This window comes from Frankia sp. AvcI1, from assembly GCF_001420875.1.
Taxonomy (GTDB): domain Bacteria; phylum Actinomycetota; class Actinomycetes; order Frankiales; family Frankiaceae; genus Frankia; species Frankia alni.
In genome coordinates, this window is record NZ_LJFZ01000004.1 from 293,934 (window position 1) to 318,046 (window position 24,113).

Annotated in this window: 19 protein-coding genes, 12 pseudogenes and 1 riboswitch; of the genes and pseudogenes, 20 read left to right on the plus strand and 11 right to left on the minus strand. The window is 75.8% G+C overall.

Annotated elements, in window-relative coordinates; genetic code table 11:
- Positions 1-142 precede the first annotated feature (142 nt).
- A riboswitch (cobalamin riboswitch) is annotated at positions 143-363 on the minus strand.
- Between the two features lie 423 nt (positions 364-786).
- From UK94_RS06620 to UK94_RS32215, 5 genes and pseudogenes are all read left to right on the plus strand, one after another.
- Positions 787-1,497 carry a pentapeptide repeat-containing protein gene (locus UK94_RS06620; RefSeq protein ID WP_235486822.1) on the plus strand — a complete coding sequence of 237 codons (711 nt, stop codon included), beginning with the start codon at positions 787-789 and terminating at the stop codon, positions 1,495-1,497.
- Between the two features lie 13 nt (positions 1,498-1,510).
- Positions 1,511-1,763, plus strand: a pseudogene (locus UK94_RS42045) (hypothetical protein); the annotation flags it as partial.
- 214 nt (positions 1,764-1,977) lie between these two features.
- Positions 1,978-2,115, plus strand: coding sequence for a hypothetical protein (locus tag UK94_RS34575; protein WP_200912755.1), 138 nt, complete (start codon positions 1,978-1,980; stop codon positions 2,113-2,115).
- 131 nt (positions 2,116-2,246) lie between these two features.
- Positions 2,247-2,423, plus strand: a pseudogene (locus UK94_RS72980) (formylglycine-generating enzyme family protein); the annotation flags it as partial.
- A 2-nt stretch (positions 2,424-2,425) separates the two neighbouring features.
- A partial coding sequence (locus tag UK94_RS32215) for an SUMF1/EgtB/PvdO family nonheme iron enzyme (RefSeq protein ID WP_268761220.1) occupies positions 2,426-2,845 on the plus strand: 420 nt, incomplete at its 3' end.
- Positions 2,846-3,769: 924 nt separating this feature from the next.
- Here the strand turns inward: UK94_RS32215 and UK94_RS75815 are convergent.
- Both UK94_RS75815 and UK94_RS42065 read right to left on the minus strand, forming a co-directional pair.
- Positions 3,770-5,226: pseudogene (locus UK94_RS75815) on the minus strand (WD40 repeat domain-containing protein); the annotation flags it as partial.
- Between the two features lie 606 nt (positions 5,227-5,832).
- Positions 5,833-6,360: pseudogene (locus tag UK94_RS42065) on the minus strand (hypothetical protein); the annotation flags it as partial.
- A 1,049-nt stretch (positions 6,361-7,409) separates the two neighbouring features.
- Between UK94_RS42065 and UK94_RS06645 the strand changes: the two are divergent.
- Positions 7,410-7,631, plus strand: a complete 222-nt coding sequence (locus UK94_RS06645; protein WP_055749095.1) for a hypothetical protein — start codon at positions 7,410-7,412, stop codon at positions 7,629-7,631.
- A 79-nt stretch (positions 7,632-7,710) separates the two neighbouring features.
- Here the strand turns inward: UK94_RS06645 and UK94_RS06650 are convergent, their stop codons facing one another.
- On the minus strand, positions 7,711-8,691 hold the full coding sequence (locus UK94_RS06650; RefSeq protein WP_063845175.1) for a tyrosine-type recombinase/integrase: 981 nt from the start codon (positions 8,689-8,691) through the stop codon (positions 7,711-7,713).
- A gap of 880 nt (positions 8,692-9,571) precedes the next feature.
- On the opposite strand from UK94_RS06650, the gene UK94_RS06660 reads away from it, so the two are divergent.
- The 5 genes and pseudogenes from UK94_RS06660 to UK94_RS75820 all read left to right on the plus strand — a co-directional run bounded on the left by UK94_RS06660 (position 9,572) and on the right by UK94_RS75820 (position 13,225).
- Positions 9,572-10,432, plus strand: coding sequence for a class I SAM-dependent methyltransferase (locus UK94_RS06660; RefSeq protein WP_011604857.1), 861 nt, complete (start codon positions 9,572-9,574; stop codon positions 10,430-10,432).
- 254 nt (positions 10,433-10,686) lie between these two features.
- Positions 10,687-10,797: pseudogene (locus UK94_RS72985) on the plus strand (GNAT family N-acetyltransferase); the annotation flags it as partial.
- Between the two features lies 1 nt (position 10,798).
- Positions 10,799-11,205 (plus strand): annotated as a pseudogene (locus UK94_RS06665) (GNAT family N-acetyltransferase); the annotation flags it as partial.
- Positions 11,206-11,705: 500 nt separating this feature from the next.
- Positions 11,706-12,200, plus strand: coding sequence for a hypothetical protein (locus UK94_RS06670; protein ID WP_011604855.1), 495 nt, complete (start codon positions 11,706-11,708; stop codon positions 12,198-12,200).
- 187 nt (positions 12,201-12,387) lie between these two features.
- Positions 12,388-13,225, plus strand: a pseudogene (locus UK94_RS75820) (LLM class flavin-dependent oxidoreductase).
- A 55-nt stretch (positions 13,226-13,280) separates the two neighbouring features.
- Here UK94_RS75820 and UK94_RS42080 read toward each other — a convergent pair.
- The 7 genes and pseudogenes from UK94_RS42080 to tatA form a co-directional block, all read right to left on the minus strand.
- The coding region (locus UK94_RS42080; RefSeq protein WP_235486729.1) for an APC family permease at positions 13,281-14,123 on the minus strand (843 nt) is incomplete at its 5' end.
- A 1-nt stretch (position 14,124) separates the two neighbouring features.
- Positions 14,125-14,594, minus strand: a pseudogene (locus tag UK94_RS42085) (amino acid permease); the annotation flags it as partial.
- Positions 14,595-14,694: 100 nt separating this feature from the next.
- Entirely contained in the window at positions 14,695-15,318 is a 624-nt protein-coding gene (locus tag UK94_RS06685) for an HD domain-containing protein (protein WP_011604852.1), read from the minus strand.
- A 41-nt stretch (positions 15,319-15,359) separates the two neighbouring features.
- The coding region (locus tag UK94_RS06690; RefSeq protein WP_235486732.1) for a DsbA family oxidoreductase at positions 15,360-15,901 on the minus strand (542 nt) is incomplete at its 5' end.
- Position 15,902: 1 nt separating this feature from the next.
- A pseudogene (locus tag UK94_RS42090) lies at positions 15,903-16,010 on the minus strand (DsbA family protein); the annotation flags it as partial.
- A gap of 963 nt (positions 16,011-16,973) precedes the next feature.
- Positions 16,974-17,201 (minus strand): annotated as a pseudogene (locus UK94_RS42095) (DUF6596 domain-containing protein); the annotation flags it as partial.
- A gap of 33 nt (positions 17,202-17,234) precedes the next feature.
- Positions 17,235-17,588 carry a Sec-independent protein translocase subunit TatA gene (gene tatA, locus UK94_RS06695; protein ID WP_085949674.1) on the minus strand — a complete coding sequence of 118 codons (354 nt, stop codon included), beginning with the start codon at positions 17,586-17,588 and terminating at the stop codon, positions 17,235-17,237.
- A 251-nt stretch (positions 17,589-17,839) separates the two neighbouring features.
- Between tatA and UK94_RS06700 the strand changes: the two genes are divergently transcribed.
- Positions 17,840-18,121: a GlsB/YeaQ/YmgE family stress response membrane protein gene (locus tag UK94_RS06700; RefSeq protein ID WP_009738533.1), complete on the plus strand. Its 282-nt coding sequence runs from the start codon at positions 17,840-17,842 to the stop codon at positions 18,119-18,121.
- 120 nt (positions 18,122-18,241) lie between these two features.
- Here UK94_RS06700 and UK94_RS06705 read toward each other — a convergent pair whose 3' ends face one another.
- Positions 18,242-19,120, minus strand: coding sequence for a TIGR03620 family F420-dependent LLM class oxidoreductase (locus tag UK94_RS06705; protein ID WP_055749144.1), 879 nt, complete (start codon positions 19,118-19,120; stop codon positions 18,242-18,244).
- A gap of 387 nt (positions 19,121-19,507) precedes the next feature.
- Here UK94_RS06705 and UK94_RS06710 point away from each other — a divergent pair, with 387 nt between their 5' ends.
- The 8 genes and pseudogenes from UK94_RS06710 (at position 19,508) to UK94_RS06735 (ending at position 24,019) form a co-directional block, all read left to right on the plus strand.
- Entirely contained in the window at positions 19,508-20,128 is a 621-nt protein-coding gene (locus UK94_RS06710; RefSeq protein ID WP_095212583.1) for a CrcB family protein, read from the plus strand.
- A partial coding sequence (locus UK94_RS06715; protein ID WP_235486734.1) for a CrcB family protein occupies positions 20,125-20,389 on the plus strand: 265 nt, incomplete at its 3' end. The genes UK94_RS06710 and UK94_RS06715, both read left to right, overlap by 4 nt.
- 1 nt (position 20,390) lies before the next feature.
- Positions 20,391-20,499 (plus strand): annotated as a pseudogene (locus UK94_RS42100) (fluoride efflux transporter CrcB); the annotation flags it as partial.
- Between the two features lie 296 nt (positions 20,500-20,795).
- The coding region (locus UK94_RS06720; RefSeq protein ID WP_235486736.1) for a DUF2599 domain-containing protein at positions 20,796-21,332 on the plus strand (537 nt) is incomplete at its 3' end.
- Position 21,333: 1 nt separating this feature from the next.
- Positions 21,334-21,479, plus strand: a pseudogene (locus UK94_RS72990) (DUF2599 domain-containing protein); the annotation flags it as partial.
- Between the two features lie 123 nt (positions 21,480-21,602).
- Positions 21,603-22,538: a sigma-70 family RNA polymerase sigma factor gene (locus tag UK94_RS06725; protein ID WP_050997144.1), complete on the plus strand. Its 936-nt coding sequence runs from the start codon at positions 21,603-21,605 to the stop codon at positions 22,536-22,538.
- A gap of 133 nt (positions 22,539-22,671) precedes the next feature.
- Entirely contained in the window at positions 22,672-23,259 is a 588-nt protein-coding gene (locus UK94_RS06730) for a TetR/AcrR family transcriptional regulator (protein WP_041939382.1), read from the plus strand.
- 22 nt (positions 23,260-23,281) lie between these two features.
- Positions 23,282-24,019: a DUF4865 family protein gene (locus UK94_RS06735; RefSeq protein WP_041939381.1), complete on the plus strand. Its 738-nt coding sequence runs from the start codon at positions 23,282-23,284 to the stop codon at positions 24,017-24,019.
- Positions 24,020-24,113: the final 94 nt, after the last annotated feature.

A 24,113-nucleotide genomic window follows, 5' to 3' on the forward strand; every position in this document is an offset into this window, starting at 1 on the left:
GGCGGACAGCGGGAAGCTCACCACGCCCGCGCCGCCGCGACGACGTGCCGCTGCGGCCGCTCGGGCCGGTGGGACGGTGGTGCAGGCATGCCGATGTCCTCCCGGAGGGTCCTCGCCCTTGGTGATCACCCTGCGACGGCCGGAGTATCCTGGCTCCCGGATCGGCGCGCGCCCTCGGCCTTCCAGCCGCCTGACGCGGCCGTGACCCGTCGCCCCACCCGGCATCGGGAGATCATTCCCGGCCCGGGCGCGACGATCACCGGATGTGTCCTCCCGCGCCGCGTCGCGCCGGTGGGCCCATCCAGGAAGACGCACTTCCCGGTGACAGTGGCGGGACCGCGCCGGATTCGCACCGGCTTCCTCCCGAAGCCGTCGCGTCCGCCAGCATGACATATCCATCGAGTCGAGGAGGCCCACGCGGTGAGCGACGAGCCCCACCCGCCCGCGCCGGGCCGGCCCGGCGGCCCTGCCGAGCTGGGGCTGACCCCCGCCCACCCGCGGCTGGCGGCCGACTGCGGCAGCTGCTTCGCGCTGTGCTGCGTCGCCCCGGGCTTCGCCACCTCGGCGGACTTCCCGATCAGCAAGCCTCCGGGGACGCCGTGCCGGCATCTGAGCGCACNGCTCGACTGCTCCGTGCACGACGAGCTGCGCCCCCGCGGGTTTCGCGGCTGCGCGGTGTTCGACTGTTTCGGCGCCGGCCAGCAGGTCAGCCAGGTCACCTTCGCCGGCCGGGACTGNCGCACCCATCCCGCCGACGCGGCGCGGATGTTCGACACGTTCACGGTCATGCGCACCCTGCACGAATCCCTGCACCACCTCGGTGAGGCCCGTGCGCGGCTCGGTGAGGCCCACGCCCGGCTCGCCGACGCGGACCGCGCCGGTCTGCTCGCCGAGCTCGATGCCACCACGGCGGTGACGGTCACCCTGACCGGAGCCGACGCCGACACCCTGCTCGCCGCGGATCTGCCCGCCCACCGCCGCGCCGTCCACGGCCTGCTGACCCGCGCCAGCGCCCTGCTGCGCGCCGGGCTCATCGGCGCGCCGCGGTCGCGCACCCTCGGCGTCGACCTGGTCGGCGCGCGCCTGGCCGGCGCCGATCTGCGCGGCGCGGAGCTGGCCGGCCGCCTGCTGATCGAGGCGGACCTGCGCGGCGCCGAGCTGCGGGGCGCGGACCTGCGCGGGGCGGATCTGCGGGGCGCCGACCTGCGCGGGGCGGACCTGCGCGGGGCGCTGTTCGTCGTGCAGGCCCAGCTCGACGCCGCCCGCGGCGACGCGACCACCACTGCGCCGGCGCCCCTGACCCGCCCCGTGCACTGGGCGGCGCCCCCCACCCCGGCGCCCCCCGCCCCGGCGCCCCCCATCCCGGCAACCCCCACCTCGGCGACCCCAGCGGCGACCCCAGCGGCGACCGGCAAGCCGGCGATGCGGGCGGGCAGGCGTCGTGGGCGAGCCGGTCGCTCCGGGTCCGGCTCCGGCTCGTCGTCGTCGTTGTCGTGAGTCGCGGCGGGGTGTGTGGTTCGGCCGGCAGGGCGGGCCGCGCCGATGCCCGGCGCGTCCAGGCCGGCACCTGGAGGAGACGGAACGTGCATGCAGTACGCAGAGTTGTCTCGCGGGACCACCTGGAAGCCGTCGCGGCCGCGGCCTTCGGCACCCGGCACCGCCGTTCTCCCCCGCCTGCGGCCTCGAGCTGTTCGAGGCCGCCCACCGGCAGCTGGACGCCCTGGGAATCCGCACGCCCCGGATCCGGCTGACCGGCCGCAGCGNACGCCACTACCCGGCGGACATCGCCGTGGTCGAGGACGTGCCCGGCGGAACCCTGGAACAACGGCTGCGCCGGGACCCGCGCAGCGTGCAGGCGACCATGGCTCGCCTCGGCGAGACGCTCCGAGCGATGGCGCGCCACCGGGGCGCTTCGGTGGGCACTACCGGTGGCTGGGGCGCGGCGACCTCGACGAGCGGCGTCTGACGTCCTACACGGTGGCGATGCACCTGTCCCTCGTCGCCGGACCGTTGCGGCTACTCGACGGAGACTTCCCCGACCGTGCCCTCATGGCCGGTATCGCCGAGCACAACCTTCGCGCGGCCCTCGCCTTCGTGCCCGGACACGACCGCTGACACTGCTCCGCGCGCCAGGGCGGCCCCGCGGCGTTCGACTCGCTGGTGGGCCTGCGTCGCCGAGACGGTGAACAGCCGGGGGCGGCCAGCGGTGAGATCGTCGTCGCATGCAGCCAGGCACGCCCGTCGAGATGATCACCGTCCCGGCCGGGCGGGTGACGTTGTCGGATCGGCGTACGCGGCGCCGCTGGACGGTGGATCTCGCCGCGTTCCGGCTGGCGGCCTGCCCCGTCACCCAGGCGCAGTACGCGCGGATCACCGGCCAGCGGCCCAGCAGCATCCAGGGTGATCAGCTGCCGGTCGAGGGCGTGTGCTGGTGGGACGCCGTCCGGTTCTGCAACGCGCTGTCCCGCTGCGAGGGTCTGACGCCGGCGTACCGGTTGTCCATCGACGTCGGCGACGCCCACCTCGGCGACGACGGCGACGGCGGGGCGGGGGCGAGCAGGTCGCGTGGGATGCCGGTGCCGACGGGTACCGGCTCCCGACCGAGGCGGAGTGGGAGCACGCCTGCCGGGCCGGGACGGCGGGGGCGCGCTACGGCCGGCTCGACGACATCGCCTGGTATCGCGCCAACGCCGGCGAGCGGCCGCGGGACGTCGGCGGCCGGGCGCCCAACGCGTGGGGGCTGCACGACATGCTCGGCAACGTGTGGGAATGGTGCTGGGACGTCTACGACGCCGAGGTCTACGGCAGCTACCGGGTGCTGCGCGGCGGCGGGTGGTTCGACGAGNCGTGGAGCTGCCGGGCCTCGGTGCGCCGCCGCANCCATCCGACGTTGCGCCTCGATGACGTGGGCCTGCGCGTCGCGCGTTCCCTGAGCAGGTGAGTGGCCCGCGCCCGCACCGCAGGACGGTCGAGTCGGCGGCCGAGGGCCTCGGTCACCAGCGGGTACAGAACGGCGTGGACCTCGTCGGGAGTGCCGGAGGCGGGCAGTTCGTGGAACGCGGCGGCCTCGGGCAGGTCGCGGTAGGCCTCGGCGAAGGCGGTCAGCCGGTCGAGGTCCTCGTGGTCGCGGCCGCGGCGTTCGACCCNCTGCTGGGCGAGCGTGGCCGGGGCGGTGAACAGCACCACCAGGTCGGGGAGGGGAAAGCGACGGTAGGCGGCGCGCACCCGCCGGGCGCCGTCGTCGTCGCCGGTGCCGTCGCCGCGCAGTCCCATGACCGCGTACTGGCAGTAGGTGTAGCGGTCCATGACCGCGATGCGGCCGGTGAGCCGGGACAGCGCCAGCGCCCGGGTGATCGCCAGGCCACGGTAGGTCGCCTCGACGGCGACGTGGACGCGGCGGCCGAGCAGGTCCGGGCCGTCGCGGCGGCCCAGCCTGCGGGCGAGCGGATCGAGCAGCGGCCGGCCGCCGCCGTTTTCGAAATAGCTGGCCGGCTGCCCGGCGGCGGTCAGGGTGCGGGCGAGCCGCCGCGCCTGGGTGGTCTTGCCCACCCCGTCGACGCCGAGTAACGCGATCACCGGGGGACGCCGTCGCCGCCACATCCGATGATCGTATCCACCGCCGCCGGGGCCGTCGGCGGGTCAACCGGACGGGGCGCCTTCGGGGGGCGCCGGGGGGAACAGGTCCCAGAGGATGGTGAGGCGGTCGGCGGCGGCGGTGGCCAGCAGGCGGCTGTCGGGGGCGAAGGCGACGTCCTGGACGGGGCCGGCNTGGGCCGGTAGGCGGTGGCCGGGACCGGGACGTTCGGGGTCGGTGATGTCGCGCACCGTCGCGGTGCGGTCGGCACTGGCGGTGGCCAGCAGGGTGCCGTCGGGGCTGAAGGCGACGGCGTGCACGGCGCGGCGATGGTCGGCGATCTCGGCGAGGACGGTCTCGGTGGTGGGGTCGGCCACCGAGTAGACCCGCACGGTGCGGTCCTTGCCGGCGACGGCGAGCAGGTCCCCGTCGGGGCTGAACGCCACGGTGAACACGGCTCCGCGGGCGCCGGACAGGGTCACGGTGGCGCTCGGGTGGGTGGGGTCGGCGAGATCCCACAGGGTGACCGTGCGGTCCTCGGCGCCGGTGGCCAGCAGGGTGCCGTCGGGGCTGAACGCCACCGCCCGCACGGCGCTGCGATGCCCGGCGAGGATCGCCGCGCGCCGTGGCACCCCCGGCTCGGCGAGGTCCCACAGCAGCACCGCCCGGTCGTCGCCGGCGGTGGCCAGCAGGGTGCCGCCGGGGCTGAAGCCGAGGTCGTGCAGGTAGCCGCGGTGGCCGGTCAGCGTCATCAGCGGCACCGGTCGGCTCGGGTCGGCGACCTGCCACAGCACGGTGGTGCCCGCGTCGCCGGCGGCGGCGAGGATGCGCCCGTCCGGGCTGAACGTCACCGCCCGCGCCCACTCCTGGTTGATCCGCCGGCCGTAGCCGACGGCGGCGACCAGCCGCGGGGGGTCGGGGAACGCCGCCTGCCACAGCCGGACGGTGGTGTCGGTGCCGCCGGTGGCGACCAGCGCCGCGGTCGGGCTGAAGCTGACGCTCATCGGATGGCCGCGTTCCTCGGGCAGCACGGCCAGGCGGCGGGCGGCAGTCAGGTCGCGCCCGGCGCCGCGTTCGCGGCGGGCACCGGCGCCGGCGAACATCGCGCCACCGCCACCGCCACCGCCGACAACGCGGCGGCCGCTGCCGGCCGCCGCGCCGCCGGACGGCGGTGGGCCGGACGGCGGGTGTCCGCCGGCGTCGCCGGGGTGTGGGGTGGGCTCGGTGTCGGTACCGGCGAACGAGGTGGGGGGAAACGGCGGTGGGGTGAGGCCGGCCGCGGGCCGGGGGGCGACGACGGTGATCTGGCGCAGCAGCCAGTCGCGTGCCAGCGTCGCGTCCAGGCCGAACAGGTCGAAGGCGAGCAGGCCGGCGAACGGCGCGGGCCGCGAGCAGTCCTCGATCCGCACCAGGATGATCCGCCCGCTGCCGCTGCCGCTGCCGCTGCCGCTGCCGCTGCCGCTCGCGCGGGCCCCGGCCGTCCCGGCGGTGTTTGGCGTCCCGGCGGTGTGTGGCGGCCCGGCGTCGTGCCCGGACCGGGTCGGCGGATGCGCCCCCGCAGTCGTCGCCGTGCCCGCAGTCGTCGCCGCCGGTTCCGAGCCGACGGCCACGTCGGGCGTCGCCGTCGAGGCCGCCCGCGGGGACGGTCCCATCGCGGTCCCGGCGCCGGCCAGTGGTCGTCCCTGCCCGGCGGGACGGCCGCCCGTCGTCGCCGGGGCACTCAGCACGGTCAGGCCGCCTCCCGCGGGGGCCGATCGTGTCGTCTGCGCCCGATACGCCGCCGACCAGATGATGAGGATCTCCCCGCCGAGGGCGAGATGGCGGTCGAGATCGACCGGCGCGGGTCCCGCCGCCGTCCCCGCCACCGTCGCCGGCGGTCCGGGGGCGACTATCGGGTGGCTGAGCACGCGGTAGCCGGCGTGGGCGAGCTGCCAGCACAGCCAGCGCGCCCAGGCCGCGTCCGGCTCGGCGACGGCGTGGGAGACGATGAGGTCCCACGACGGCCCCGCCGAGGCCGCCCGTGCGTCGCCTCCCGGTGAACCGTCCAGCTCGCCGGGGCCGCCCCGACCGCCGGGCGCGGCGGCGTCCGCGCCCGTCCCGGGGCCCGGTTCCGCCGCGGCGCCACTGTTCACACCTGGCAGCCTGCCACGCCCACCCCGGCAACGAGAACATGACCATGCTGCAGGTCTCCCAGGGGTCGTCCCGGGGCGATCGGCCGGCCGTCCCGCCGCGACGGCGGCCGCGGGTGCTGGTCGGCCTCAGCTCTGGGCGGGTTCACCTCCCGACGAGTCGGCGTCACCGATGCCCTGTTCACCCGCGACCGCTGGGGCACGGTCCGTGCCCGGGCCGGGGCCGAGCTTCGGGTGGGTCGGTGGCGGCGAGGTGCGCAGCCACCGCCAGGCAGACGCCGGCGCCGGCGGGGTCACCGGGTCCGGCAGGGCGGGCGGGAGGTGGGGAGCCGGCGGAGTATGGGGGGCTGGCAGGGCGTGGGGGGCTGGCAGGGTGGCGCCGGCGGGACCTGGCCCGCTGGCGCCGGTCGACGCGTCCAGGCCGGTCGTCGGATCGGCGCCGGCGAGACCGGCAGGGGCGTCGGGACGGGCCAGGGCCCGGCGGTGCGCGGCGCGATGCTCGCGGATGGCCAGACGCAGCCGGTCGGCCGCGCCGCGCGTCACCGTGGCGAGCTGTCGGTCGAAGGCGGCCAGCTGTTCGTCGCACTGTGTGATGGCCAGGAGGTCCTCTGGGTGACGTCCACGTTCTGGATTGTCACGTACTGTGGACATCCAGTGNAGGCAGGGGTTGAACAGACTGGCGCCGTCGAGCAGCGGCATGAGNCGCTCGGCCACCAGGCGCAGGTCCTCGTCGGAAAGGTCCTCGGCGCCGCCGGACCGCCCCAGTATCCGCATCGACTCCTCGATGTTGCGCCGGACATAGTCCTCGAAGGACAACTCGGGGGAACCTCCGTACGGGCAGTCCGTCGCGGCCGGAAAAGCTCTGTGATACAGCTCGGCGCAGGCCTCGAGTTGCGCCTGTTGTTCCTCCTCGGGATATCCGAGTCGTATCTCTGCCGCCAGGTAGGACCAGCGCTGCGACGGCGCGCCCGAACCGTCGCGGAAGAAGCGGCCGATTTTGGCCGCCAGATTTCGTTGTTCCGCTGTTGTTCCCTGGCGTTGCAGGTAGCGAGCGATCGCACCCAGTGACACTCCGTGGCGCTTGTACCGTTCGTAACGATCCTGCAGCAGCAGCGCGAGCGGGGATCCTGCCTGCGTGACCGGCTCCTGCTGCGGTTGACCCGACATGCGCCTTCCTCACTCTCCGTTCGTTCCCGGGCACGCAGGCCCCGACATCCGATATGGCACGCGGTGCCGTATCGGGCTGGTGTGATCGACCGGCCGCATACGNCACGGCAGGCTGAATGCAACATTCGATGTCGCATTCCCCGGCGCCACGGACGTCCTCTCCGACGGTTGATGCGGCGTCTTGCCATGCATTCGTGCCGCTCGATAAGAAGGGTACGCACAGCCGGAATCGACGCCGACGTTGTCGACGGTGTCGTCGGTGACCCGGCCAGCCCTGACCCACCCGGTCGGGTCGGAACCCGCCGGACGCGCCCGAGCGAGGAGCAGCCCTCATGACACGCCGCCGCCCGCGTACCCGTTCGCGCACTCGCCCGCGTGGCCCCCGCCCGTCGCGCCACCCTCGCGCGCGCTGCGGCCGCGCTCCCCGCACCTGCCGGCTTGCCGTCACCGTCCGCAGCCGTACCGCACTCCCCCGGGCCCACGATCGGCCCTCCACGGCGCGACGCTGCGTCACCGTCGGGGGTCGTCGGTCGGCGCGGGTGGTCGCCGCACGTACGCGTCGCGGCGGCGGCGACAGTCGGGTCCGCACCGGGCCGGGCGGGCCGGGTGGGGGTGGCTGGTGCGGCGGCGTGATGATCGTCGCGTCGTCCGTGGCCGCGGTCGGGCTGGTCTGCACGGGGCTGGCCGATCTCGGCGCCGTCGTCCTCCAGCTCTGGGGTGTCGGTGTCGCCTGCGCCGTCGAGAGGTTCCGGCGGCGCTGACACGCCCGCCGGGTGAGCAGGCCCCGACGGCCCTGCGCCCCAGGGGCCCTACCGCCCTGGGCCCTACCGCCCCCGGGTTCTACAGGCCGACGCGGCCGGAGGGGTTGTCGCGGTCGAACAGGCGCCCGGCGCGGACGTAGCCGTCCAGCGACGCCGAGGAACGCCAGCGGCCCTGGCGCATGATGGAGCGGTCGGCGACGCCGGCGCGGGCGGCGGCGGTGGCGAATCCCGAGCGCAGCGAGTGGCCGGCGAAGTCGGCGGGGTCGAGGCCCGCGGTGGCGACGCGGCGCTGCACCACGCGGGCCACCGACCCGGGGTAGAGCCTCGTCGCGCCGACGTGGCCGTGCCGGCTGACCGCGCGAAACGCCGGGCCCTGGCGCAGGTCGGCCGCCTGCGCCCAGGCCCGCCACGCCCGCACCGGGCAGGTCGGCCGGTAGGAGCCGTAGGCGATGCCGACGAGTGCTCCTTCGCCCTCCTGGTCGGTCTTGGACCGGCGGACGGTGAGGATGAGACCGTCGGCTGTCTCCACCAGGTCGGCGACGTCGAGGCCGACCAGTTCGCTGCGGCGCAGGCAGCCGGCGAAACCGACGAGCAGCAGGGCCCGGTCGCGGATGTCGGCGAGGTCGTCGTCGCGCAGGCCCGCCACGACCCGGGTGAGCAGGTCGGTGTCCAGTGCGGTCTTGCGGGTGGGGCGCACCCCGCGGGTGCGTCGGATGCCGTCCCAGACGGCGCCGACCTCGGGGGCGGCGGCCGGGTTGGGATGCTGGGCGAGCTGGTGGGCCACGGAGATCGCGGCGAGGCGGCGACGGATCGTCGAGGGCTTGTAGCCGGCGTCGGCAAGCGTGGCCAGGTAGCCGGCGACGGTGGCCGCCGTCGCCGGCAGGGCGCTGGGCGCGGCCGGCTGGCGGGCGCACCAGGCGCGGAACTGGCGCAGGTCGCTGTCGTAGGCGCGCCACGTCGACGCCGACCGTGACGCGCGGGCGTAGTCGCCGACGCGCGCGGCCAGTTCGGCGGGCAGCGCGAGCGGCGCGGCGCCTCCGGCGGTCGATCCGCCCGGCATCGGCACGGGCAGCGGCCGCGCCACGTCGTCGATGTCGGCGTCGACCGGGCCCGCGCCGACCGTGCCGGCGATGTCGGTGGCGGTGGACCGCCCGTTCTCGTCGTTCACCGGGGCACGGACCGGCGGTGCAGCGTCATCACGATCCACCCTAGTGCCGCGTCGGCCGCGTTCGCCCCGGCGACGACGCTGGTGGCGGTGGAGCCAGGAGCTGTTGTGTGGGCCCCTGGTGCCACGGACGGCNTCGATCGGCCCGCGGAAACGGCTGTGTGGCCGGCCAGGTGACGCTGGAACAAGGCATGGGCCCGTGGGCGCACTCGCCCATGCGGTCGCGGACCTGCGCGGGCTTGCGGGCTCGTGCCGGTCACGGTCGCCCCGAGTGGCCCCTGGCCGCCGCCCGTGAACGCGGCCGCGTCGGCGGGGTGGGGCCGGAATACGAACGAGACGTGCCGCGTCCTTGTTTCCCCGCTGGTAGAAACCAGCGGGGGTTGCCTTGAGAGGGATCGTTGGGATTCCGTCATCCTGGCCCCGTGATCGTCGAGGTGTGTGTTGGCATCGATCGACCGCACCGCCTACCCGAGGTTCCGCGGAACCGTCGCGGCGCGGGAGNTGGTTGAGCCGTTCACACCCACGGTGGGCGAGGTCGGCTGGGCGCGAGGGAGGACGACCGCTGACCAGACCTTCCTCGTGCTGGTGATAGGGCTGAAGTGCTGTCAGCGGATGCGCTGTTTCCCTGGCCTGGACGAGGATCCCGACGCGGTGGCCGGTCATCTCCGCACCGCGCTGGGACTGCCGGACGTCGTCGCCATCAGGTTGGACCTGGCCCCCGGAGCGCTGTTTCCCACCGCGCCGGTGTGACGCCCCGGTGGCCTAGGGTGAACGCATGACTGATGCGGCGGGCCGGGTCGAACCGTCCGGGGTGTGGGCCACAGCCGTGGGCGTGGCCCGGGTGAGGGCGATGGAGACGGCACGCGAGCAGCCGCTGTTCCGGGACCCGCTGGCGCTGGCCTTCGCCACGGCCGGCGGAAGAGGCCCCGGGACGCTGTCGCCCCCGCGCGCGGACGAGGCGGCGCGGCGCCGCTGGCTCGAGGTGGCCCTTTCGATCGTCATCCGGACGAAGTTCCTGGACGACCTGCTGAACCGGGCGGTCGCGTCCGGCGTCCGGCAGGTCGTGCTGCTCGGAGCCGGGATGGACAGCAGGGCCTTCCGGATGGACTGGCCTACGGGGACCCGGCTGTTCGAGGTCGACACGGCCGAACCGCTGGGCTTCAAGGCCTCGGTGCTGCGTCAGGAGCGGGCCGTTGCGCGCTGCGAGCGGATCACCGTCCCGGTCGACCTGCGCGAGGACTGGCCCGGCGCCCTGGCCGCCGCCGGGCACGATCCGGCGCAGCCGACGGTGTGGATCGCCGAGGGACTGCTGATCTATCTGCCCGCCGACGCGGTGCAGTCGCTGCTGGAACGGGTCGGCGCGCTGTCCGCCGCAGGCAGCAGGATGGGCCTGACACTGGGCACGCGCGGTGTGGTCGAACGCTTCCGCGGGGACGCCGCTGCGGGATCGGCAGCGTCGATGTGGGTCTCGGAGATGCCGGAGGACCCGGTCGGCTGGCTGGACGGCCTCGGCTGGCAGGCGGAGACCTTCACCCTGCGTGATCGCGCCGCGGCCTACGGGCGTCCGCTGCTCACCCCGTCGCAGCAGGACGAGGGCACCGGCGCACTGGTCTCGGCGGTGCGCACGGCGCACTGAGCACGTCGAAGGCTTTCCGCTCCTCGGTGAGCATGGCGAGTTCGATGCCGCGGCCGAGCCGNTTGTGTTCGTGGACGACGAGCGGCGGGCGTCGGCACGCTGAGCACCTTGGCGAGCTGGGGCACGAGCCGGAAGCGGGCGGTGTGGTCCTGGATGGCCACCTTGCCCTGCCGGTCCGAGACGTCAGGGACCACCGNCATACGGCAGAAAGGCGACAATGAGGAGGTGATTGAGGCGAGAGAGCGGGTTTCCTTGTGAATCACGAGCAGCGCATCCCGGCTCCGACCTCGCGGCTCGCGTTCCGCCCGATGACCACCGACGACCTCGACGACATGGCCGCGCTCCTCGGCGACCCGGACGTGATGNGGTACTACCCGCGTACCAAAGGCCGCGACGAGGCCCTGGCCTGGATCGACTGGAACCAGCGTCTCTACCGGCAGGAAGGCTTCGGGCTCTGGCTGGTCACGCTGCGGTCCACCGGCGAGTTCGTCGGCGACTGTGGCCTGACCCCCCAGGAAGTCGAAGGAACCACCGACATCGAGATCGGCTACCACGTCCGCATCGATGCCCAGGGCCACGGCTACGCCACCGAAGCTGCCACCGCCTGCCGAGACCTCGCCCGTGACGTCCTCGAGATCAGGCGTCTCGTTGCGATCATCCACCCGGACAACACGCCCTCCCAACGTGTGGCCGAGAAGACCGGTCTCGCCCACGAACGCGACGCCATAGCCCGCTCAGGCCAGCAGGTACGCATCTACGCCACAGCCCTGTGACGGGCCAGGACGCGATCCCCNGCCCCCCGGGGCCGTCGCCGGCCCACGCCCCGTGACACCCACCACTGATCGCCGGTTTCGGTTGATGCGGCGGACCGCCCGCAAGTCGTCCGGATCCCACCGGGAGGGTCCGAGGCCGATCCACGGAGGCGGACAGTCGGCTTTGCTCGTTCCAGATGCTGTTTCGTCAGACCCGTAAGGCCTGTGCAGCACTTCCCGAAACAGCCGTCCTGCTGGTCCAGGCGAGCGACCGGGACAGAGAAGGTCCCCTGTTGCCCGCGGGGACCTTCCTGCATCGACGATTCGCATCAACATCAGGGCAGCTTCATCAAACCGGACCGCCACCACCCGGCCGGACGCGACCTGCACCCGAGCACACCAGCGTCCCGGCCCGCTCCACCGACGCGACGGGGCGAAAACTGTCGGAGGGCGGCCCTATCGTCAGCGCCGTCGGCGTTCACCGGCCGCCGCCGTGGCGGCCGCAGAGGGGAGGGCGGCGCATGCATCAGGCGGATCCACGGGCGGAGCAGATCGAACGTGGCCTCGAACTGGCCCGCGGCGGGCGGCGGCAGGCTGCCCGCAGCCTGCTCGCCGCCGTGTGGCGGCAACTCAGCCCGGTCGACGACGCGCCCCTGCGCGCCGACTGCGCCCTGGCGATGGCGGCCCTGCAGGACGATCAGCACGACCGGCTCGCCTGGCTGCTGCGGGCGCTGCGCGCCGGGGAGCACGTGCGCGAGCTCCAGGTAGCGCGTCGCGGGCTGCCCCTGCCGCTGCCGGCGTTCTATCCGACGCTGCTGCGTGACCTCGCCGACGCCTACCGGCTGGTCGGCGACGACGCCGGCGCCCGTGCCTGCGAGCAGCGCGTCGCCGCGGGGGTCGCCGGGATCCGCCGGCTCGGTGACGTCGCGTTGCAGGAGATCGCAGCGTTCGCCGTGTCCCGGATGACGGGACGCCACGGGGTGCCCATGCCGGTGCAGGACCCGTGGGCCCGCTGACCCCGCCCGCGACGGCGGCCGGCGGACCGGCGGGGCGGGTGCCCCGAAGGTGGCGCTCGGGTAGGGTTGGTGGTGGAACTCCGCTTGCCGTGCTCCGCGCACCACGTCGCAGAGGGAGCCGGCTGCTCGCCCGGGCGAGCAGGAGGTGGCGACAGCAGTGTCGGCTGCCCACCTTTCGGAGATCATCATGGACCTCGGTCTTGGCCTGCCCATCAGTGACCCCGCCCGCCTGCTCGACTGGGCCGTCCGCGCGCAGGCGGCCGGCTTCGACTCCCTGGCGCTGCTCGACCGGCTCGCCTTCGACAATCCCGAGCCGCTCGTCGCGCTGGCCACCCTCGCCGGTGCCACCACCAGCATCCGGCTGCAGACCGAGGTCCTGCTCGGCCCGCTGCGGGCCACCGCGCTGCTGGCCAAGCAGGTCGCCACCGTCGACCGGATGTCACCGGGCCGGTTCGTCCTCGGCGTCGGCGTCGGCGGCCGCGCCGACGACCATGGCGCGGCGGGAACGCCGATGCACCGCCGTGGGCGGATCCTCGACGACCAGCTCGTCGCGCTGCGCGCGATCTGGGCCGGCCAGCCCTACCACGGCGCCCCGATCGGGCCGCGTCCCGCGACGGCGGGGCGGGCCGCCGATCCTCGTCGGCGGGTTCGCCCCGGCGGCGCTGCGCCGCGTCGCGCGCCACGGCGACGGTTTCGTCTGCGCGGCACCGCTGGCCTGGGCCGGGCCGCTGGTCCACGCGCTGGGCGAGCAGTGGGCCGCCGCCGGGCGCGGCGGGCGGCCGCGGCTGGTCTGCCAGGTCAACGTGGCCGTCGGCGGGCCGGACACGCTCACCCGTGCGCGGCGGGCCATCGCGGACTACTACGCCTTCGCCGGCCGGCCGGGGTGGGGCGAGCCGCTGCACGACCCCGGCGAGATCGTCGACACGGTCGCCGCCTACGCCGACTTCGGCGCCGACGAGCTGGTGCTCTACTGCTATGCCGACGACCCCGCGCAGGTCGACACCCTCGCCGCCCTCGTGCGCTGAGCCCGCCGGCGGGAGCCTGCGCCGGGCCGGCCACCCTCCATCGGCCCGGCGCAGGCTACGAACCCCGCCGTGCCCCCGTGGCGCGCCGGCGGGCCAGGCGGCGCAGGCCGTGGATGGCCAGTCCGACGGCGAGCAGCCCGAGCCCGCCGAGCACCGCCGGGACGGGCAGGGCGAACGCCAACAGCGCGCAGCCGACCAGGCCGGCGGCGGGTACCACCCGCGCCGGGCGGCCCTCCTCGGCGCGCAGCGTCCAGGCGCTGGCGTTGGCGACCGCGTAGTAGACCAGCACCCCGAAGGAGGACAGCCCGATGGCCGCCCGCAGGTCGGCCAGCCCCGCCAGCACGGCGACGACCGCGCCGACGGCCAGCTCCGCGTGATGCGGCACGCCGACGCGGGGGGCCACCGCGGCCAGCGTGGCGGGCAGATGCCCGTCGCGGGCCATGGCCAGCGTCGTGCGCGACACCCCGAGGATCAGCGCGAGCAGCGACCCGGCGGCGGCCAGCACCGCCCCGACCCGCACGACCCCGTCGAGCCCCCCGGCACCGGCGGCGCGCACGGCGTCGGCCAGCGGGGCGCCCGCCGCGGCCAGCCGCTGCGGACCGAGCACGGCCAGCACCGCGACGGCGACCAGCAGGTAGACGACGAGGGTGATCGTCAGCGCGGTCGCGACAGCGCGGGGGATCGTGCGCGCCGGGTCGCGGACCTCCTCGCCGAGGGTGGCGACGCGGGCGTAGCCGGCGAAGGCGAAGAACAGCAGCCCGCCGGCGCGCAGCACCCCGCCGGCCCTCACCGCTCCACCGTCCGCGTCCGTTGCGAGGCGGCCCGGGTCCGCTGCGCCCGAGGCCAGGCAGGCCACGACGACCGCGGCGAGCACCGCGAGCACCACCGCGACGATCAGNCGAGTCAGCAGCGCGCTGCGATGCACCCCGGCGAGGTTCGCCGCGGTCAGCGCGACGACCGCGACGACGGCCACCGCATGCCGGTGCGCCGGCCAGGCGTACTCGCCGACGGTGAGCGCCATCGCCGCGCACGACGCCGTCTTGCCGACCACGAACGCCCAGCCGGCGAGGTACCCCCAGAGCTCCCCGAGCCGTTCGCGGCCGTAGACGTAGCTGCCGCCCGACGTCGGGTAGCGCGCGGCGAGGCGCGCCGACGACGTGGCGTTGCAGTAGGCGACGACCGCGGCCAGGCCCAGCGCCACCAGCAGGCCCGCCCCCGACCCGGCCGCGCGCGCCGCGGGGGCGAAGGCGGTGAACACCCCGGCGCCGATCATCGCCCCGAGCCCGATCATCACCGCGTCACCCGGCCCGAGGCGGCGCACGAGCCGCCCGGGAACGCTCGGCGCACCGGCCGCGTCCATGCCCGTCATCGTGTCGCCGGCGCCCCGGGCGCGCCCGGCGGTTCGCCCCACAGGCGCAGGAACCGGCCGCGGCCGGCGGGCAGGGCGCCGACGGGGGGTGAAACGCCGCTCAGCCGCTGTGGACGGTCATGCCGTGGCGGGCGGCGAGGGCGGCGAGGTCGGGCACTCCGAACTCGGCGGTCAGCTCGTCGAACCGGGCCACCTTGTCCGCGCCGAAACGGCGGACGTGGCCGCGGTAGGCGTCCACCGTCAGGAAGCTCGTCGGACGGCTCTTGGAGTGGAACTTGTCGGCGTACATGACCAGCCGTTCCTCGACGGTCTGCGCGAGGTAGTCCCCCGGCGGCAGCGGCAGGTCACCGGCGGCGATGTCGGCGCGGGTCAGCCCGACGCCGGTGTGGCAGGAGGCGAACCGGCAGACGGTCTCGGGCAGGCCGTCGGCGGCGAGCAGTTCGTGGCCGAGCACCCCGTGGCGCAGGTACTGGGCGTGATCGAGCTGGCCGGCGTCGTCGTAGAGCCGGTAGACGCCGATGTCGTGCAGCAGCGCCCCGGTGCGCACCAGCCCGGCGTCGGCCGCCGGCGCGGCGCCGGCGGCCAGCAGCCCGGCGGCGATGTCCCACACGATGCGGCAGTGGGTGTGCACGAGGGTGAACGCCGGCTGCGTCGGCGCGTGTCGGCGGTGCAGCTCGTCGGCGTCCACGGCGACGTCCCACGACGGCTGCGGCGTGATGACCATGGCAGGACGGTACCCGAGCGCGGGGCGCGGCGGACCGGGCCTCACGCCACCCGTTGGGCGCGGCGTGCCCAGGCCTGGTCGAGGGTGCGGGCGAACAGGTCCGTCGGGCGCGCCCCGGACACCGCCAGGGTGCGGTCGACGACGAAGAACGGCACGCCGGTGACGCGCATGTCGTGGGCGGCACGTTCGTCGGCGAACACCCGCTCGGCGTAGTCGTCGCCGGTCAGGACCCGGCGCACCTCGGCGGCCGGCAGACCGGCGGAGGTGAACACCTCGACGGCGATGTCGTGGTCGAACACGTCCCGGCCGGCGCCGAAATGCGCCTGGTTGAGGGCGGTGACCGCCTCGGCCTGCCGGCCCGCCTCGCCGGCCAGGTGCAGGACCCGGTGCAGGTCGAAGGTGTTGCCGTTGCGCCGGTCGGAGCGGTAGGCCAGCCCCTCCTGGCGGGCGGCGTCGGCGACGCGGTGCTCCATGCCCTCGATCTCGGCCGCCGGGACGTCGCTGAACTTGCGGGCCAGGGCGACGAGCAGCGATTCGGACCGGCCCCGGGGCAGGGTCGGGTTCAGCTCGTAGGAGTGGAAGCNCACCTGCACCTCGTCGCGGTGGGCGAACGCGGCGAGCGCCCGGTCGAACCGGGCCTTGCCGACGTAGCACCACGGGCAGACGACGTCACTCCAGATGTCCACACGCACGGCGGATCACCATCCTCTTCTCACCGCGTCTCGTCCGCGGCTCCCAGGCTCCGACGATCGGTGCACCGCAGCACGGCGGACCCTCGGCGTCGCCACCGGTTCGAGTGAACACCACCGGCGTTGCACCGCGGCCTGCCCGCTACTGATGAACCGCGCACACCGCCCACGGGAACCCACATCGGACAGGGCCGCGTGCCGACGACCCCGCCCACCCGGCCCGGGTCGATCCCGGGTCGATCCCGGGTCGGGGTGCGCCGCGGCCCGTGTTCGCCATCCTGCGCGGTGAACGGCCGACGGCGGCATGGTCCGTGCTGTGCGCGTGCGGCGGCGAGATCGGGCGGGATCGGGCGGGATCGGTTCGCATCGCCGGGGTGCGGCCGGCCGGGTGTGCCGCCGCCACGCCCGGCGCCCGACGCCCGGACGGGTGGCGCCGACGGCGGGCCGGCGCGACGGCGCAGGTCAGCCCACAGGCGGCGAACCGAGGGCGATGGGGCCGGGTCGAACCGCCGCGGGCGGCGTCCACCGCGGCGTCTGTGCGCCGGCCACGGCGGGAATCGGCGCCAATCGGCACCCGCCCGGCGCCGGTCGCCGATTCCCTCGCCAATGGCGATGCATATGCGCGGTGTTTCCGGTGGGGTGTGGGCGCCCGCGGCACGGGCGGACGCCCCGGTGCCGCAGCCGGAGCGGCTCGTGCCGGTGGGCGGTCCGCGGCGCGCGGGACCGGTGCGTCCATGCCACCCCGGACCGGGAGCCACGTCCGGTCACCCCCCGGCGGCGCCCGCCCGGCACGTCCGGCCGCCGCATCCGCCGCCGCACCGGGCCGCCGCATCCGCCCGGCACATCCGCCCGGGGCCCCGGGGCCCGATCTGGTGGCCGCGGCGCCCGACCAGCATCGGCCATTCCGTTACGCCCAGGCGCTGGACGATCCCGAGGGGTACCGGCACCGCCGGGAGCGAGGTTACNCAGACCCACTCCCTGCGTGGCAGGGGTGTGTTCGAAGGGGGCGTGAAGTCCGGTCCTGCTCGCCGAGGGGGACCCGTTCGCCGTTCGCCGCGACGCGCAGGGTACGGCGGGCCGCGGTGAGCAGCATCAGCGCCAACAGATCGGCCACCCGGCCACCTCACCGTCGCCCGGCAGCAGGGCGCGGAGCAGCCGGGTCAGCCGGATCGCCTCGGCGGTCAGGTCCTGGCGTACGGGATCGGTGTCGGGCCCACCGGCCAGGCGTCAGCGCGACCCGGTGGGCCGGCCGTCCGCGGCGCTGTCCGCGGTCGACGCCGGCCCGGTGACCGGTGCGGCGGCACCGGGAGCGGCGGGAACCGGCGGGGCGGTGTCGACGGCCGGGGCCGGCGCCGTCACCGTCGGCGCGGCGGGGTGCACGACGGCGGGGTTCACGGGCGCGCCGGGAGCTGTGGCGACCGCAGCGGGGTGGTCGTCGTCGTGCAGACCCTTGATCTCGGACTTGAAGATTCGCAGCGAGCGGCCCAGGGAGCGGGCGGCGTCGGGCAGCTTCTTCGCCCCGAACAGCACCACGACGACGACGATGATGATGAGCAGCTCAGGCGTACCGATGTCACCCACGAAAACCATCCTACGGACGGGGTCGGACCCACCGCCGGCCTCGAGGGCATGCTACGGCCGGCCGCGCCGGCGTGGCGACGGGCGGGGGCATCCGGCCGCCCGTCCCGCCCGTCCCGCCCGTCCCGCCCGTCCCGCCCGTCCGACCACAGCGGTGATGTTTGACGGATCGTCGGCGGCGGGTACACCGGCGTCGATCTCATCGCCGATCATCGGCAGCCCCGCCGCTGATCCTCACCTGTCGGAGGCCCGCTGTGCTCTGGACCCTCATCACCTGGGTGGTACTCGGTCTCATCGCGGGGGCCGTGGCCCGCCTGCTCGTGCCCGGACCCGATCCGATGAGCATCCCCGCCACGATCCTGCTGGGCGTCGTCGGCTCGTTCGTCGGCGGCTTCCTCGGCTACGTCCTGTTCGACAAGGACTTCGGCGAAGGGGCGTTGCAGCCCTCCGGCGTCGTCGGGTCCATCCTCGGCGCCATCGTCGTGCTGCTGGTCTGGCGGGCGGTGGGCGGACGCCGCCACGCGCTGCACCGCTGACCCCCCGCCCCCGGCGACCCGCCGCATCTGCGCCGACCCGCCGCGTCCCGGCCACGACACCAGGCCCGGCTCCCCGCTCCCGGGGCGCCGGGCCTCGTCGGTTCAGGCGGGCCGCGCGGATCAGAGCAGTTCGGCGGCCAGTGCGCGCCACTGCTCGACGGTGGGACGGCCCGTGCGGGCGGCCAGGTCGACGTCGGCGGAGATGACCTGCACGGCGACGTGGTCGGCGCCGGCGTCGAGATGGTCACGCACACGCTGTGCGGCCTGTGCGGGGGTGCCCCAGGCGTAGAGGGCGTCGACGAGCCGGTCGCTGCCGGACCCGGCGACGTCGTCGGCGTCGAAGCCCAGGGTCTGCAGGTTGGCGACATAGTTGGGCATGGTGAGGTAGTACTGCAGGTTCGACCGGGCCAGCGCGCGGGCGTCGCCGGGATCGGTGGCCAGCACGACCTTCTGGTCGGGGGCGAGCAGTACACCGTCGCCGAGGGCCGCGCGGGCGGCGACGGTGTACTCGGGGGTGACCAGGTAGGGATGGGCGCCGCGGGCACGGCGCGCGGACAGCTCGAGTGCCCGGGGCCGCAACGCCGCAAGGACCCGCGCCTGGGCGGGCACCGGCGTGTCGGCACCGTCCAGCCCGTCGAGGAACTGCCCGAGGTGGGCCAGCGGCCGGGTGTACTCGCGGCCGAGTCCCGCCACGACCCGGGCGTGACTGATGCCGAGTCCGAGCAGGAACCGGTCCGGGTAGGCGGCGTCGAGGCGATGGTAGGCGGCGGCGAGCGGGGCCGGCTCGGTCGTCCACACGTTGACGATCCCGGTGGCCACGGCCAGCCGGCTGCTGGCGGCGAGCACCTGCTCGGGCAGGGCCAGGTCCGCCGCGGCGGCGCCGAGCCACAGCGCGCCGTAGCCGAGGGCGTCCAGCTCCGCCGCCGCGGCGACGGCGTCCGGTTCGGTCCAGGCAAACGACGGCGACCACACGCCCACCCGCCCCAACAACACCGCCATGACGGTTCTCCTCTCGTCCGCGCCGCTGCCGGCGCCGGCCTCGGGCCCTCGCTCGGCCCGGACCTCCCTCACGATGTGTTCGACGGACACCGAACACATTCGCCCTAGTGTACGACGGCGATCTAACAGGGTGGGGCGGGGGTCGGGCCGCGAATCCGCTCGTGATCTGCCGCCACCCCGAACCCTGTGACACCGGACCGCGAGGGCAGGCCGGCGGCCGCCTCGTCGACCGGTAGAGTCGCCCCGGACGGTGCCCGCCCTGCGGCGGCTGCCGGCGGCGGTGGGGCCCGCCGTGGTCGAACCGCGGCGACGCGCCGCCAACGGTCCCTGCGTGTACACCGCCGCGCCCGACTCCGCCGGTCGCCCGCCCACGCAGGGAGGAACCTCATGGCCGAGCGGCCCGCGCCGCGACGCACCCCCCGCGCGCGGCCCGCCGTCTGCGCCGCCCCCGCCCCCGCCACCGCGGCCCCAGCGGGCACAGGAGCCAGAGCCGAGGTCGCGACGGATCCCGAGACCACAGTCGATCCCGAGGACGCCACGGCCGCGGACGCGGCCGATCCCGACGTCGACCTGCACCTGCCGGCGCAGCGCGCCGAACTGCGCGCCCACCCGGTGCCGCTGCTGGGCGTGATCGCTGCCGGTGGTGCCCTCGGCGCCTGCGCCCGCTACGGCGCGGCGCTGGCCTGGCCGACCCAGCCCGGGGCGTTCGGTTGGACCACCGTGGCGGTCAACGCCGTCGGCTGCGCGGCGATCGGCGTGCTCATGGCCCTGCTGGCCGCCGGCCACCTCGCCCACCCGCTGGCCCGCCCGTTCCTCGGCACCGGGATCCTCGGCGGGTTCACCACGTTCTCCACCTACGCCGTCGACGTCGAGGGGCTCCTCGACGACGGTCGGCCGCTGCTGGCCCTGGCCGCCCTGGTGCTGACGCCGACGGTGGCGCTCGCCGCGGTGTGGGCGGCCACGGCCGCGACCCGCCGGCTGCTGCGGCCCGGGCAGCGACGGCGGTGAGCTGGCTGCTGGTGATCCTCGGCGCGGCGGTGGGCGCCCCGCTGCGCTACCTCACCGACCGGGCCGTGCAGGCCCGCCACGACAGCCCGCCGCCCTGGGGCACGATCACGGTGAACACGGTCGCCAGCGCCGTGCTCGGCCTGGTGACCGGCGCGGTCGGCGCCGGCGCCGCCTCGTCGCGGGTGGCGCTGCTGGTCGGCACCGGGCTGTGCGGGGCGCTGAGCACCTACTCGACGCTGTCCTACGAGATCCTGCGCCTGGNCGAGGGCGGCCAGCGCCGCCTCGCCGTGTTCACCGTCGCCACCAGCCTGCTCGTCGGGGTCGGCGCCGCCGCGGCCGGCGTGGCTCTCGCCCGCGCCCTGTGGGACTGACCGCGCCCCCCGCGCCTCCCCACCCCCCATGCCTCCCCACCCCCCACAGCGGACATCACCCCCGCCCTGGCCCCGGCCGCGGCACCCGCCGATCCGAGCGGCCGGGTCGGTCGCGCCCCGCGGCCCCGCCCGGACCTACCCTTCTGCCCGTGCAGACGCCGACCTCCTCCGCCCGCGGCGCCGTGCGGCCCGCCACCTGCGTCCCGCCGACCCCGCACCGCCGCCCGGCCACCCGCCCGGCCACCCGCGCGGGCCATCGGCCGGGACGCCCCGTGCGAGGCCACCCGGGACGCCTCGTGCGGCGTCGGAGGCTGCACACGCCGGTGATCATCGCCGTGGCCGGGATCATGGTGATCGGGCTGCTCGCCGGCTGCCATTCCGGCGCCGGCGCCGACGGCCCCACCCGTGCGGACGCCGCGGCCCGCCCCGCCCCGGCGGCCACCACTCCCGCGCCGTCCACCCCCGCGCCGTCCACCCCCGCGGCTGCCGCGGCCCCGACGCGGCCCGCCGCCGCGGCGCCTGCCGCGACGACGCCGTACTGCGGGGCCAGCCGCTACGTCGAGGAGATCGTCGTCGAGCAGTGGGCCGACGGCCGGCTGCGGATCTCGGTGCGGCCCACCTCCGCCGCCCGCCACGCCGAGCGCCGCGAGGCCACCGACGCGATCTGGACGGCCATCGGCGGCTGCGTGACCACGCTGCCCGCCCTCGGCCGCGACGTCACCGACAGCCTGCACGCCCAACTGACCTGCCATCAGGACCTGGCCCTGATCCCCGCGCTGGGCGGCGGCCGGGGTTACGCCACCGGCGACACCTACGACCTGGAGAGCTGGCGGNCGCTGATGCGCCCGAACTCGATGTCGACGTGGATCTCCACCCGCTGCGGCAACACCCTGGGTACCGACCCCGCCGGCCCGCCCGCCCGCGTCTACCGGCCCGACGGCGTCGCACCCCGGCACACCGGCGCCGGCGAGCACGCCTGACCCGCGCGTCCACCGGCCCGCCGTGCCACGGCGCGCCGCCGGGAGCCCGCCGGGGCGTCACATCGGCGGCGGGTGATCCGTCAGGGTTGCGACACCGCGACACCGCGACGACGGAGGACGATCATGGACGAGCGGAGGCGGGACGGCGCCGACGAGCAGGAACGCGGCGGCGCCCAGGAGCTGCTCGCGGCCCGGTTCGAGGCACACCGCGGCCAGCTGCGGGCGGTCGCCTACCGCATGCTCGGCTCGCTGACCGAGGCCGACGACGCCGTGCAGGAGGCGTGGCTGCGGCTGAGCCGCGCCGACAGCGACGCCGTGACCAACCTCGGCGGCTGGCTGACGACCGTCGTGGGGCGGGTGTGCCTGGACATGCTGCGCTCGCGCACCGCGCGCCGCGAGGACCCCCTCGACGACGTCGTCCGCCTACCCGACCCGGTCGTCAGCCACGCCGACGGCGTCGACCCCGCCCAGCAGGCGCTGATCGCCGACGCGGTCGGCCTGGCCCTGCTCGTCGTCCTGGAGACCCTCGGGCCGGCCGAACGGCTCGCGTTCGTCCTGCACGACATGTTCGCCGTCCCCTTCGACGACATCGCCCCGATCGTCGGGCGCTCCCCGGCGGCGACCCGCCAGCTCGCCAGCCGGGCCCGGCGCCGGGTGCAGGGCGCGCCCGCCACCTCCGAGGTGGACCTGGTCCGCCAGCGCGCCGTCGTCGACGCCTTCCTCGCCGCCGCCCGTGGCGGGGACTTCGACGCGCTCGTCGCCGTGCTCGACCCCGACGTCGTGCTGCGCGCCGACCGGGGCGCCGCGGGGATGGGGGCCGCGGGCTCCGGGTCGACCCGCGGGGCGCACGCCGTCGCCGCCCGGGCGCTGTCGTTTCGCCGCTTCGGTCGCGCCGCCCGTCCGGCGTTGGTCAACGGCACCGCCGGGCTGGTGACGATGAACGCCGGGCGGCCGTTCGCCGTCATGGGCTTCACGATCAGCGGCGGTCGCATCACCGAGATCGACATCCTCGCCGACCCCGACCGCCTGCGCACCCTGGACCTCGACCTGCCCGCCTGAGCCCGCCGCGGCCCCCGCCCGCGCCCGCGCTCCGACCCATCTCCCTGCCTATCCAGAGGGACGAAACGGACACGAAAGCCTCTGGAAGAGCAGGGAAACCTCTCCTGTACCTACTGGTATGTACAGTGGTGGGGTGGACGCGGCGGAGCGGCTGGTCGAGAGCACCCGGGTGCTGCTGTGGGAACGTGGGTACGTGGGCACGAGCCCGCGGGCGATCCAGGCGCACGCCGGGGTCGGTCAGGGCAGCATGTACCACCACTTCGACGGCAAGGCGGCGCTGGCTCGGGCGGCGATCGAGCGGACCGCCGCCGAGCTGCGGGCGGCGGCCGACGCCCAGCTCGGCGCCGACGCCCCGGCGCTCGCCCGCGTCGAGGCCTACCTGCGCCGCGAGCGTGACGTGCTGCGCGGCTGCCCGGTCGGCCGGCTCACCCAGGACCCCGACGTGATGGCCGACGCCGAGCTGCGCCGCCCGGTCGAGCAGACGTTCACCTGGCTGCGCGCCCGCCTGGGCGATGTGCTCGCCGAGGGGGTGGCCGCCGGCGAGCTCGTCGGGCTCGACGCGGCGGTCACGGCCGCCACGATCGTCGCGGTGCTGCAGGGCGGGTACGTGCTCGCCCGTGCCGCCGGCAGCGGTGTGCCGTTCGCCCAGGCCGTCGACGGTCTGCTCGCCCTGCTCGCCGCCCACGCCGCACCCGCCGGACCCCTCGGACCCGCCGACTAGCGACCAGGACGAGGACGCCGACATGTACGCGATGCAGTACGAGATCACCCTGCCCGCCGACTACGACATGGCGATCATCCGGCGTCGGGTCGCCGACAACGGCCACGCGCTCGACGACCGGGCCGGGCTTGCCCTGAAGGCGTACGCGATCCGCGAGCGCGGCGTCGCGGGTGCCGCGGTGAACCAGTACGCGCCGTTCTACCTGTGGCACGACGCCGGGGCGATGGGCGGCTTCCTCGTCGGCGGCGGCGGCTTCGACCGGATCATCCGCTCGTTCGGCCGCCCGGCGGTCGCCCACGGCACCGTCCTGGCCGCCGTCACCGGCCCGGCGTCGGAAACCGGCCCGGCGTCGGAAACCGGCCCGGCGTCGGGGGCCGGTCGGGCCTCGGGGGCCGACCGGGCATCGGAAACCGGGCCGGCCGTCCTCCGGGACGCGGTCGCCTCGGCCGTGGCGCCGAGCGCGGCCTCGCGTCGGGTCGGCGTCCTGCCCGCCGACGCCGACGCGAGCGGCGAAGGCTCGGGCCTGGGGCTCGCCGCGCACGTCGCCCGCGAGATCGACGCCCTCGCGGCTCTGGCCGACCGCCCCGGCGTCCACACCGCCGCACTCACCCTGGATCCCCGCCGCTGGGAGCTGACCCGGTTCGTGCTGTGGGCCGACGCCGCGGCCGCGGCCGGCGACGTCGAGGCCACCGAGCGCTACGAGGTGCTGCACGTGTCCGCGCCGGGCTCGGCACCGCCGCTCCGCGGCCGCGGCTGGTAGCCGCCGCCGGCCGCCACCCCCGCCCGGGATCGGCGACGCCACCCGCCACACTATGATCATCGGCTGTGGGGAACGAACCGGAGTTGCGTGCCAC

Excerpts from the sequence above, each read along its gene's own strand:
- UK94_RS06620 (WP_235486822.1), top strand. The coding sequence starts at position 787 with ATGCGCACCCTGCACGAATCCCTGCACCACCTCGGTGAGGCCCGTGCG.
- UK94_RS06650 (WP_063845175.1), bottom strand. The coding sequence starts at position 8,691 with ATGCCGGGCGGATCGACCGCCGGAGGCGCCGCGCCGCTCGCGCTGCCC.
- UK94_RS06660 (WP_011604857.1), top strand. The coding sequence starts at position 9,572 with ATGACTGATGCGGCGGGCCGGGTCGAACCGTCCGGGGTGTGGGCCACA.
- UK94_RS06670 (WP_011604855.1), top strand. The coding sequence starts at position 11,706 with ATGCATCAGGCGGATCCACGGGCGGAGCAGATCGAACGTGGCCTCGAA.
- UK94_RS06685 (WP_011604852.1), bottom strand. The coding sequence starts at position 15,318 with ATGGTCATCACGCCGCAGCCGTCGTGGGACGTCGCCGTGGACGCCGAC.
- UK94_RS06705 (WP_055749144.1), bottom strand. The coding sequence starts at position 19,120 with ATGGCGGTGTTGTTGGGGCGGGTGGGCGTGTGGTCGCCGTCGTTTGCC.
- UK94_RS06710 (WP_095212583.1), top strand. The coding sequence starts at position 19,508 with ATGGCCGAGCGGCCCGCGCCGCGACGCACCCCCCGCGCGCGGCCCGCC.
- UK94_RS06725 (WP_050997144.1), top strand. The coding sequence starts at position 21,603 with ATGGACGAGCGGAGGCGGGACGGCGCCGACGAGCAGGAACGCGGCGGC.
- UK94_RS06735 (WP_041939381.1), top strand. The coding sequence starts at position 23,282 with ATGTACGCGATGCAGTACGAGATCACCCTGCCCGCCGACTACGACATG.